The organism is Streptomyces sp. NPDC059787 (assembly GCF_042732315.1).
GTDB classification, from domain to species: Bacteria; Actinomycetota; Actinomycetes; order Streptomycetales; family Streptomycetaceae; genus Streptomyces; species Streptomyces atrovirens.
The window spans coordinates 183,659-193,884 of sequence record NZ_JBHWHX010000001.1 but is presented as its reverse complement, the minus strand read 5'-3'; the positions used below and the strand labels follow the sequence as shown (position 1 = coordinate 193,884).

The window sequence follows — 10,226 nt, the reverse complement described above, 5'->3', positions numbered from 1 at the left end:
CGTCAGCGGCTCCCTCTACGACTCCACCCGGTTCACCGGCACCCCCTTCGGCGGGGGGGGGCTCGCCCCCCGCCCCGGCCCCCCCCCCCCCACCGGGGGTACCGCGGGGGGGGGGCCCCCCCCGGGTGCCCCCCCCACCCGCCTCGATGGCCCTCCGATCGCGTCGCCCTGCCCCATCCCCCACCGGATGCTGGAATGCTGGACCTGACGACCGGACCCGCCACGAGGGCGGGCGCGGATCAGGGGCATTCAAGGGCATGGGGGGCCGAGGAACGTGGAGGACAGGGTGCGGGTGGTCATCGCCGAGGATTCGGTGCTGCTGCGGGAGGGCCTGACCCGGTTGCTGACCGACCGTGGGCACGAGGTCGTGGCCGGTGTCGGTGACGGTGACGCGTTGATCAAGACCATCATCGAGCTGGACGGGGAGAACCAGCTCCCGGACGTCGTGGTGGCCGACGTGCGGATGCCGCCGACGCACACGGACGAGGGGGTGCGGGCCGCGGTGCAGTTGCGCAAGACGTATCCGGGCGTCGGTGTGCTGGTGCTGTCGCAGTACGTGGAGGAGCGTTACGCCACGGAGCTGCTCGCCGGTTCCAGCCGTGGCGTCGGTTATCTGCTCAAGGACCGGGTGGCCGAGGTCCGTGAGTTCGTGGACGCGGTGGTGCGCGTCGCCCGGGGCGGTACGGCGCTGGATCCCGAGGTGGTCGCGCAGTTGCTGGGGCGCAGCCGCAAGCAGGACGTGCTCGCGGGGCTCACCCCGCGGGAGCGGGAGGTCCTGGGGCTGATGGCGGAGGGCAGGACGAACTCGGCGATCGCCAGGCAGCTGGTGGTCAGCGACGGTGCCGTGGAGAAGCACGTCAGCAATATCTTCCTGAAGCTGGGGCTGTCCCCGAGCGACGGCGATCACCGGCGGGTGCTGGCCGTTCTCACCTACCTCAACTCCTGAGCGAGGACGTCTCGAAGTCGTGTCCAACATGCGAATGACCCAGGGAAGGCGACCCTTACGGACGTAGGGTTTATGCGGGGATGGCCTGTGGGAAGGCCGTCCCGGACAGCCGCCCTCGAGGAGGTCCAGTTCAGTGACCAGCCAGGTCAGCAGCACAGCGGAGCAGGCCGACGGAGCAGTCGTAGGGGAGCAGCGCACAGCGGCGGGGGCGAAGGACGTCCGCCGGCTCGACCGGGTGATCATCAGGTTCGCGGGGGACTCGGGTGACGGTATGCAGCTCACCGGTGACCGTTTCACCTCGGAGACGGCGTCCTTCGGCAACGACCTCTCCACGCTGCCGAACTTCCCGGCCGAGATCCGCGCGCCCGCCGGCACCCTGCCCGGTGTCTCGTCCTTCCAGCTCCACTTCGCCGACCACGACATCCTGACCCCCGGCGACGCGCCGAACGTGCTGGTGGCGATGAACCCGGCCGCGCTGAAGGCCAACATCGCCGACCTGCCGCGCGGCGCGGAGATCATCGTCAACACGGACGAGTTCACCAAGCGGGCGATGCAGAAGGTCGGCTACGACAGCAGCCCGCTGGAGGACGGCTCGCTGGACGGCTACAGCCTGCACCCGGTGCCGCTGACCACGCTGACCGTGGAGGCGCTCAAGGAGTTCGACCTCACCCGCAAGGAGGCCGAGCGCAGCAAGAACATGTTCGCGCTCGGGCTGCTGAGCTGGATGTACCACCGGCCCACCGAGGGCACGGAGAGGTTCCTGCGGTCGAAGTTCGCCAGGAAGCCCGACATCGCCGCCGCCAACATCGCGGCCTACCGGGCGGGGTGGAACTTCGGCGAGACGACGGAGGACTTCGCGATCTCCTACGAGGTGGCCCCGGCGGCGAAGGCGTTCCCGCCCGGCGTCTACCGCAACATCTCCGGGAACCTGGCCCTGTCCTACGGACTGATCGCCGCGTCCCGCCAGGCGGACCTGCCGCTCTACCTCGGCTCCTATCCGATCACCCCGGCCTCGGACATCCTGCACGAGCTGAGCCGGCACAAGAACTTCGGTGTGCGGACCTTCCAGGCCGAGGACGAGATCGCCGGCATCGGCGCTGCGCTGGGGGCCGCCTTCGGCGGCTCCCTCGCGGTGACGACGACGAGTGGTCCCGGTGTGGCCCTGAAGTCCGAGACCATCGGCCTGGCGGTCTCCCTGGAGCTGCCGCTGCTGATCGTGGACATCCAGCGCGGCGGCCCGTCCACCGGCCTGCCGACCAAGACCGAGCAGGCGGACCTGCTCCAGGCCATGTACGGCCGCAACGGCGAGGCGCCGGTCCCGGTGGTCGCGCCCCGCACCCCGGCCGACTGCTTCGACGCCGCCCTCGAAGCCGCCCGCATCGCGCTCACCTACCGCACGCCGGTGTTCCTCCTCTCCGACGGCTACCTCGCCAACGGCAGCGAGCCCTGGCGCGTCCCGGACCTCCAGGAGCTGCCAGACCTGGCCGTGCAGTTCGTGCAGGGGCCCAACCACACCCTCGAGGACGGCACCGAGGTGTTCTGGCCCTACAAGCGGGACCCGCGGACCCTGGCCCGCCCCTGGGCCATCCCCGGCACCCCGGGTCTCGAGCACCGCATCGGCGGCATCGAGAAGCAGGACGGCACGGGCAACATCTCCTACGACCCCGCCAACCACGACTTCATGGTCCGCACCCGGCAGGCGAAGATCGACGGCATCGACGTCCCCGACATCGAGGTCGACGACCCGGACGGGGCGAAGACCCTGGTACTGGGCTGGGGCTCCACGTACGGGCCGATCACGGCCGCCGTGCGCCGTATCCGCAAGGAGGGCGGCCGGATCGCGCAGGCGCATCTGCGCCACCTCAACCCGTTCCCGCACAACCTCGGTGACGTGCTCGCCCGTTACGAGCGCGTCGTGGTCCCCGAGATGAACCTGGGGCAGCTCGCCACCCTCGTCCGGGCGAAGTACCTGGTCGACGCCCGCTCGTACAACCAGGTCAACGGCATGCCGTTCAAGGCGGAGCAGCTCGCCACGGTGCTGAAGGAGGCCATCGATGACTGACCCCAACGCCCTTCTCCAGCTCGTGCCCAAGGCCGAGGGCCGGCAGTCCATGAAGGACTTCAAGTCCGACCAGGAAGTGCGCTGGTGCCCCGGCTGCGGCGACTACGCCGTCCTCGCCGCCGTGCAAGGCTTCATGCCCCAGCTCGGCCTGGCGAAGGAGAACATCGTCTTCGTCTCCGGCATCGGCTGCTCCTCCCGCTTCCCGTACTACATGAACACCTACGGGATGCACTCCATCCACGGCCGCGCCCCCGCCATCGCCACCGGCCTGGCCACCTCGCGGCGCGACCTGTCCGTCTGGGTCGTCACCGGCGACGGCGACGCCCTCTCCATCGGCGGCAACCACCTCATCCACGCCCTGCGCCGCAACGTCAACCTCAAGATCCTGCTGTTCAACAACCGGATCTACGGTCTGACCAAGGGCCAGTACTCCCCGACCTCCGAGGTCGGCAAGATCACCAAGTCGACGCCGATGGGCTCGCTGGACGCGCCCTTCAACCCGGTGTCGCTGGCGATCGGCGCGGAGGCGTCCTTCGTGGCCCGTACCGTCGACTCCGACCGCAAGCACCTCACCGAGGTGCTGCGCCAGGCCGCCGACCACCCCGGCACGGCACTGGTGGAGATCTACCAGAACTGCAACATCTTCAACGACGGCGCCTTCGAGGTCCTCAAGGACCGGCAGCGGGCCGAGGAGGCCGTGATCCGCCTGGAGCACGGGCAGCCGGTCCGCTTCGGCACCGACGGTTCCAAGGGCGTCGTACGCGACCGGGCCACCGGCGACCTGAGGGTCGTCACCGTCACCGCGGACAACGAGGCCGACATCCTCGTCCACGACGCCCACGCCGCCTCCCCGACCACCGCGTTCGCGCTCTCCCGGCTCGCCGACCCCGACACCCTGCACAACACCCCGATCGGCGTCTTCCGCTCCGTCGACCGGCCCGTCTACGACACCCTCATGGCCGACCAGCTCGACACCGCCGTCGAACAGCACGGCAAGGGCGACCTCGCCACCCTGCTCACCGGCGGCGACACCTGGACCGTCGTGGGCTGACCCCTGCCGAAGGCCGAGGCCCGGGTGCTCTACGGCGCCCGGGTCTCGTCGTACGCCTGCCGGGCGGCGAGGACGTCGGCCATGCGCTTCTCGGTCCACAGCGCCAGGTCGCGCACCTGCTCGGCCGCCTCCCGGCCCAGGCCGGTGAGGGAGTAGTCGACGCGGGGCGGGATGACCGGTTTGGCGTCGCGGTGGACCAGGCCGTCGCGCTCCAGGGTCTGGAGGGTCTGGGTGAGCATCTTCTCGCTGACCCTGCCGATCGCCCGGCGCAGTTCGCTGAAGCGGTACGAGCGCTCCAGGAGCTGCATCAGCACGAGCACGCCCCAGCGACTGGTCACATGCTCCAGGACCAGCCGTTGCGGGCACATCTCCTCGCCGTCGGTCCACCGGACACCATCACTTACCGCCATGCCAGTACCTTACTTCAAAGTGGGTACTTTCTATTAGTTAGCGCAACTCCTAGGGTGGGTGACATACCCGCACACGCACCCCCACAGGAGTTCCGAACCATGAGCATCGTCGTCACCGGCGCCACCGGACACCTCGGCCGTCACGTCGTGGACCAGCTACTGGAGAAGGTCCCGGCCGAGCAGGTCACCGCTGTCGTCCGCAACGCGGAGAAGGCCGCGGACCTCGCCGGGCGCGGGGTGCGGATCGCGGTCGCCGACTACAACGCCCCCGAGACCTTCGACGGCCTGTTCGCGGCCGGCGACAAGGTGCTGCTGATCTCGGGCAACGAGTTCGACAAGGGCCGGGTGGGCCAGCACCGGGTCGTCATCGACGCCGCCAGGGCCGCCGGTGCCGCCCTGCTCGCCTACACCAGCGCCCCCGGCTCCCTGACCGCCGCGCTCGCCGACGACCACCGCGCCACCGAGGAGGTACTGCTGGGCTCGGGCGTGCCGTACGTGCTGCTGCGCAACGGCTGGTACCACGAGAACTACACCGAGAACCTCGCCCCGGTGCTCGAGCACAACGCCGTCGTGGCCGCCGCCGGCGAGGGCCGGATCTCCTCCGCCTCGCGGGCCGACTACGCGGCCGCCGCCGTCGCCGTGCTCACCGGCGAGGGGCACGAGAACAAGACGTACGAGCTGGGCGGCGACGAGGCGTGGAGCCTCGCCGAGTACGCGGCCGAGCTGAGCCGGCGGACCGGCAGGGAGATCGCCTACAACCAGGTCACGCCCGAGGCGCTCACCGGCATCCTGACCGGTGCCGGGGTGCCCGAGCCGATGGCCGCGGTCCTCGCGGGCGTGGACGTCTCGATCGGGAAGGGGGAACTGGTCGTCGACAGCGGCGATCTGTCCCGGCTGGCCGGCCGCCCGACCACCCCGCTCGCCGAGGCCGTCGCCGCCGCGCTCAAGGGCTGACCCGGAGGGCCGCCGACCCGCCACCCCCGCGCGTCATGACCGTATGCCGGTACGGGCATGACACGCGGGGGTGTCCGGCGTTACCGTCGTCCGGCGAGCACCGCGCGCGCGTGCGCGGGCATCGCGGGAGACAGGACACGCGTCGGACACGAAGGAGGGGCCCGTGACCGGGAAGTCGGCCGCAGAGCGGCGCATGGGACTGCTGAACGGCTTCGCGGCGTACGGGATGTGGGGGCTCGTCCCGCTGTTCTGGCCCCTGCTCAAGCCCGCCGGGGCGGTGGAGATCCTGGCTCACCGGATGGTGTGGTCACTGTTCTTCGTGGCCGCCGCCCTGCTCTTCATACGCCGCTGGGCCTGGCTCGGCGAGCTGCTGCGGCAGCCGCGCAGGCTGGCGCTGATCACGGTCGCCGCGGCGGTCATCACCGTGAACTGGGGCGTCTACATCTGGTCCGTGAACTCCGGGCACGTCGTCGAGGCCTCCCTCGGCTACTTCATCAACCCGCTGGTCACGATCGCGATGGGCGTGCTGCTGCTGAAGGAGCGCCTGCGGCCCGCGCAGTGGGCGGCGGTCGGGGTGGGCGCCGCGGCGGTGCTCGTCCTCACCGTCGGCTACGGCCAGCCGCCGTGGATCTCGCTCTGTCTCGCCTTCTCCTTCGCCACGTACGGACTGGTGAAGAAGAAGGTCAACCTCGGTGGCGTCGAGTCTCTGGCCGCCGAGACCGCGGTCCAGTTCCTGCCCGCCCTCGGCTACCTGCTGTGGCTGGGCGCCCAGGGCGATTCCACGTTCGCCGCCGAAGGGTCCGGGCACGCCGCGCTGCTCGCCGCGACCGGGATCGTCACCGCGCTCCCCCTGGTCTGCTTCGGCGCCGCCGCGATCCGCGTGCCGCTGTCCACGCTGGGCCTGCTGCAGTACCTGGCGCCGGTCTTCCAGTTCCTGCTCGGGGTCCTCTACTTCAAGGAGGCCATGCCGCCCGAGCGCTGGGCCGGTTTCGCGCTGGTGTGGCTGGCGCTCGTCCTCCTCACCTGGGACGCGCTGCGCACCGCCCGCCGGACCGCCCGCGCGCTCGCCGGGGAGACCGGCGTGCGCGGGAGCAGCGTTCCGGCCGGCGCGGCGGAAGCGGCTCCGGGCGCCGGGCGCGTGCCCGCCGCGGCCGAGGCGGGCACGCTGGAGGCCAAGCCGTAGAGCCGGGCGTTGTCGGAGCCGGGTCTTATAACTGGTGGCATGACGCAGACACCGACACCGGCCACTCCCGTGCACTGGAAGGTCGTCATCGACGCGGCCGACCCGCACGCGCAGGCCGGCTTCTGGGCCGCCGCCCTCCGGTACGTGGTGGAGGACAACAGCGCGCTCATCGAGAAACTGCTGGCCGCGGGCGCCGTCCCGGCCGAGCTGACCGTCGAGTCCCACGACCGCCGGGCCTGGCGCGACCTGGCCGCGGTACGGCACCCCGACGACCCGTACGACGAGGAGAGCGGCACCGGCCGTGGGCGGCGGCTGCTGTTCCAGCGCGTACCGGAGGAGAAGACGGTCAAGAACCGGCTCCACCTCGACCTGCACCCCGGTGCGGGACGCCGCGAGGAGGAGCTCGCCCGGCTGGAGGGGCTCGGCGCGCGGGTGCTGCGGCGGGTGGAGGAGCCTTCCGGGGGATGGCTTCTGATGGCCGACCCGGAAGGCAATGAATTCTGCCTGCATTAGGGTTTCCGCCCGATACTCCCCTGATGTCTCCTGGGGCGGAAGCTCCTCAGGGCTGCTGGGCGCGGGCGCGTTCGGTCAGCCGGCCCATGCGGGCGCGGGCGGACTCCAGCTCCTCGATCTCGTCGGCGGCGGGCCCGTCCTCGGCGGTGAGCTCGGTCCACAGGGCGATCAGCTCGTGCCCGAGCTCCAGTCCGAGCAGCGGGTCGCGCACCGCGCGCCATGCGGTCGCCGCGCTGCGGACGTTGCCGTAGGCGGCCTCCGCGTCCTCCGCGCGGCGGCAGATCACGGCGAGGTCGAGGGAGATCCGGAAGGCGCGCAGCGGCTCACCGGCCAGGTAGGCGATGTACGCGGCGAGTTCGCGCAGCCGCAGCACCTCCGGGTGCTCCGGCCCCAGGGTGTCCGAGGCCTCCGCGACGGTCTCCTCGGCCAGCCGGGCCGCCGTGTCGATCCTGCCCGTCCGGACGGCGTCGTTGACCCGGGCCATGGGTTCGGCGAGCCGGCTCTCGCCGGTGGCGGGGGGTTCGTCACCGAGCACCGCCTCCGCCACGGCGTCGAAACCGCGGGGCGGGGTGGGCTTGGAGCCGGGGTCGAACACGGGCTCGGGCTCGGGGGGCGGTGCGGTCTCGTGCGCCCGGGGCCGGCCGGTCCCGGGGGCGGGGTGCGGCCTCGCGTCCATGGACGGGGGCGGGCCGAACTCGCCCGTCGGGGGCGCGACCGTGCCGGGCGGCGTGACCTCCGCCGACCCGGGTACGGGGCGCAGTCCGAACGTCGGTACGGCGTCCCGGGGAGCCTCCGCCCCGGGCACGGGGCGCAGCTCGAAGGTGGGGGTGGCGTCCCGTACGGGATCCGGTCCGGACGTCCCTTCCGGCACCGGCTCGGGTACCGGGCTCAGCAGGTGTGTCGGCCGGTCCGCGTCGGACTCCCGCGCCGGTGCCGTCAGGACCGGCTGCGCCGTGAAGTGGCTGGAGCCGTCCGGGTCGACCCGGAGCGGGACGACGCAGCCGATGCGTTCGTCGCGCACGGTGGCGAGGACGGCGTGCCCGGAGGCGATGGCGATGCGGTGGAGGCGGTTCAGCACCGCCTGCTGGATCTCCTCGCCGGGCCCGGCGATCACCGTCACCCCGCCGACCGACGCCCCGCGCGTGCCCGCCCCGCCCACGGGGACATGGACGTCGATCGGCGCTGCCGCAAGGTTCGCCGCATGTGCGGCCTGCTGCTGTTCCCGCTTCTTCTCGCGGCTGAGTCGAGACATCGTTCCCTCATTCGGGTCGTACACCTACCGTCGAGTCTGTCCGCTCGCCCGCGCTTCTCACGTCACCGCGTTGTCACAGGCTCGTCCCAACGGCCGCCCGTGCGGGTTTCCCGTCCGCCCGGCGGCATGAAGATCGAGCCGGTGAGCAGGAGAGGGGACATGGGACAGGGACCGGAGATCTGGATCCGAGGACCGGTGGCGGTGCCGGAGGCGGCCCCGCCGGAGCCCGCCCCCGCACGGGCGACGGCCCGGCGCTTCTCCTGGGTCGGCCTGCACGGTGGCGCGGGCGTCTCCACGCTCGCCGCGGTCTACGGCGGTCATGACAGCGGACGCGCCTGGCCCGGCCCCGCCGGTCCGCCGTCGGTGCTGCTCGTCGCCCGGACCCACGCGGCCGGCCTGGACGCGGTGCTCCCGGCGGTGGACACGGTCCGGCGCGGTGAGGCGCCGCAAGGGCTCGACCTGGACGCCGTGGTCCTGGTGGCGGACGCGCCGGGACGGCTGCCGCGTCCCCTCGCCCACCGGATCCGGATCATCGAGTCGGTGATCGACGTGTACCGCGTGCCCTGGGTGAACGAGTGGCGCCTGGGCGACCTGACCGGCCGGCCGCCCCGCGGGACCGAGCCGCTGGCCCGCCTGGCGGGCGCGGTGCGTTGAGCGGCAGGGAGGACGGCCCTCGTACGCCCGCCTCGGTCGCGGGGATCGCCTCCGCCGTGCACGGACGGCGGCTGCGGGCCGTGGACGTGGTCGCGGAGGCGCTGGAGCGGATCGGGCGGGCCGATCCGGTGCTGTGCGCGTTCCTCGAGGTGTGGGGCGAGGAGGCGCTGCGGCGGGCGGACGAGGTGGATGCCCGGGTCGCCGCCGGTGAGCGTCCGCCGCTGGCCGGGGTGCCGGTCGCGGTCAAGGGGCGGCACGGGCTGCGTGCGGCGGAGCCGCTGCTCGCGGCCGGTGGTGTCGCCGTGGGGGCCACGTCGGTGCCCGGTCCGGGAACGCCCTGGCAGACCTGGGGGCTCGGGGCGCACGGCCGTACCGTCAATCCGTGGCGGGCGGACCGTACGCCGGGCGGCTCCTCGGCCGGGGCGGCGGTGGCGGTGGCGGCCGGGCTGGTACCGCTGGCGACGGGCGGCGACGGCGCGGGCTCGGTGCGGATCCCGGCGGCGTGGTGCGGGGTCGTCGGGCTGAAGGTCACGAACGGATGTCTCCCCTCGGCCGACCGTACGGGCCTCGCGGCGCCCGGGGTCCTCACCCGCACGGCCTCGGACGCGGCGGCGTGGTGGCGGGTGGTGTCGGGGCGGTCCATCGCCGACGAGGCCCCGGCGCCCCTTCCCGTCTCCGCCTGCTGGTCCCCCGACCTCGGCTTCGCCGGCCCCGAACCGGAACCCGTCGCCCTGGCCCGTACGGCGGTCGACCGGCTGGTCGACACCGGGCTCGTACGGCTCGTACGCCCCTCGTCACCGCCGGAGCTCCTCGATCCCGCCCCGGCCTGGCTCGCCCTGCGCACCCCCGGTGCCGACCCCGCCGGCGCCCACCGGATCCGGGCGGAGAACGACCGGCGCCTGAACGACCTCTTCACCCGTGCCGACCTGCTGCTCACCCCCACGGCGCCCACCGCACCGCACGGTCACGACGGCCCCGGCGAGGTCTACTCGACCGCGCTCACCTGGGCGTTCAACGTCAGCGGGCACCCCGCGCTGAGCCTCCCGGCCGGGTTCGGCGCCGACGGCTGCCCGGCGGGGCTCCAGCTGGTGGCACCGCGCGGGCGGGAGGACCTGCTGCTCGCGGTGGCGGCGGAGGCGGAGCGGCGCGGGGGTACCACCACCGGCTGAGCGGCCCGTGGAGCCACGCCACCCCTTTGACA

10 protein-coding genes are annotated in these 10,226 nt (G+C 72.7%); 8 read left to right on the top strand and 2 right to left on the bottom strand.

Features of this window, described 5'->3' with window-relative positions:
- Positions 1-286 precede the first annotated feature (286 nt).
- The 3 genes from ACFV5H_RS00935 to ACFV5H_RS00925 all read left to right on the top strand — a co-directional run bounded on the left by ACFV5H_RS00935 (position 287) and on the right by ACFV5H_RS00925 (position 4,059).
- On the top strand, positions 287-946 hold the full coding sequence (locus ACFV5H_RS00935) for a LuxR C-terminal-related transcriptional regulator (RefSeq protein WP_385192245.1): 660 nt from the start codon (positions 287-289) through the stop codon (positions 944-946).
- A gap of 133 nt (positions 947-1,079) precedes the next feature.
- A complete protein-coding gene (locus tag ACFV5H_RS00930) occupies positions 1,080-3,008 on the top strand; it encodes a 2-oxoacid:acceptor oxidoreductase subunit alpha (RefSeq protein WP_385192045.1) in 1,929 nt (642 codons plus the stop codon).
- Positions 3,001-4,059 carry a 2-oxoacid:ferredoxin oxidoreductase subunit beta gene (locus ACFV5H_RS00925; RefSeq protein ID WP_385192043.1) on the top strand — a complete coding sequence of 353 codons (1,059 nt, stop codon included), beginning with the start codon at positions 3,001-3,003 and terminating at the stop codon, positions 4,057-4,059. The genes ACFV5H_RS00930 and ACFV5H_RS00925 overlap by 8 nt, the downstream gene beginning before the upstream one ends.
- Positions 4,060-4,088: 29 nt before the next feature.
- Here ACFV5H_RS00925 and ACFV5H_RS00920 read toward each other — a convergent pair whose 3' ends face one another.
- Complete coding sequence (locus tag ACFV5H_RS00920) at positions 4,089-4,469, bottom strand: winged helix-turn-helix transcriptional regulator (protein ID WP_385045671.1); 381 nt, start codon at positions 4,467-4,469, stop codon at positions 4,089-4,091.
- Between the two features lie 99 nt (positions 4,470-4,568).
- Here ACFV5H_RS00920 and ACFV5H_RS00915 point away from each other — a divergent pair, with 99 nt between their 5' ends.
- The 3 genes from ACFV5H_RS00915 to ACFV5H_RS00905 all read left to right on the top strand — a co-directional run bounded on the left by ACFV5H_RS00915 (position 4,569) and on the right by ACFV5H_RS00905 (position 7,119).
- Complete coding sequence (locus tag ACFV5H_RS00915) at positions 4,569-5,423, top strand: NAD(P)H-binding protein (protein ID WP_385045669.1); 855 nt, start codon at positions 4,569-4,571, stop codon at positions 5,421-5,423.
- Between the two features lie 163 nt (positions 5,424-5,586).
- A complete protein-coding gene (gene rarD / locus ACFV5H_RS00910) occupies positions 5,587-6,606 on the top strand; it encodes an EamA family transporter RarD (protein ID WP_385192040.1) in 1,020 nt (339 codons plus the stop codon).
- 39 nt (positions 6,607-6,645) lie between these two features.
- Positions 6,646-7,119 carry a VOC family protein gene (locus ACFV5H_RS00905; RefSeq protein ID WP_385045663.1) on the top strand — a complete coding sequence of 158 codons (474 nt, stop codon included), beginning with the start codon at positions 6,646-6,648 and terminating at the stop codon, positions 7,117-7,119.
- 46 nt (positions 7,120-7,165) lie between these two features.
- Here the strand turns inward: ACFV5H_RS00905 and ACFV5H_RS00900 are convergent, their stop codons facing one another.
- A complete protein-coding gene (locus tag ACFV5H_RS00900; RefSeq protein WP_385045660.1) occupies positions 7,166-8,371 on the bottom strand; it encodes a tetratricopeptide repeat protein in 1,206 nt (401 codons plus the stop codon).
- Positions 8,372-8,530: 159 nt separating this feature from the next.
- Between ACFV5H_RS00900 and ACFV5H_RS00895 the strand changes: the two genes are divergently transcribed.
- Both ACFV5H_RS00895 and ACFV5H_RS00890 read left to right on the top strand, forming a co-directional pair.
- Positions 8,531-9,025 (top strand): DUF6668 family protein, encoded by a 495-nt coding sequence (locus tag ACFV5H_RS00895; protein WP_385045657.1) that lies wholly within the window; start codon positions 8,531-8,533, stop codon positions 9,023-9,025.
- Between the two features lie 71 nt (positions 9,026-9,096).
- Positions 9,097-10,194, top strand: a complete 1,098-nt coding sequence (locus tag ACFV5H_RS00890) for an amidase (protein ID WP_385192243.1) — start codon at positions 9,097-9,099, stop codon at positions 10,192-10,194.
- Positions 10,195-10,226: the final 32 nt, after the last annotated feature.

Bases quoted from the DNA above. Each gene is read 5' to 3' on its own strand.
- ACFV5H_RS00925 (WP_385192043.1), top strand. From the start codon at position 3,001: ATGACTGACCCCAACGCCCTTCTCCAGCTCGTGCCCAAGGCCGAGGGC.
- ACFV5H_RS00920 (WP_385045671.1), bottom strand. From the start codon at position 4,469: ATGGCGGTAAGTGATGGTGTCCGGTGGACCGACGGCGAGGAGATGTGC.
- ACFV5H_RS00915 (WP_385045669.1), top strand. From the start codon at position 4,569: ATGAGCATCGTCGTCACCGGCGCCACCGGACACCTCGGCCGTCACGTC.
- ACFV5H_RS00905 (WP_385045663.1), top strand. From the start codon at position 6,646: ATGACGCAGACACCGACACCGGCCACTCCCGTGCACTGGAAGGTCGTC.
- ACFV5H_RS00900 (WP_385045660.1), bottom strand. From the start codon at position 8,371: ATGTCTCGACTCAGCCGCGAGAAGAAGCGGGAACAGCAGCAGGCCGCA.
- ACFV5H_RS00895 (WP_385045657.1), top strand. From the start codon at position 8,531: ATGGGACAGGGACCGGAGATCTGGATCCGAGGACCGGTGGCGGTGCCG.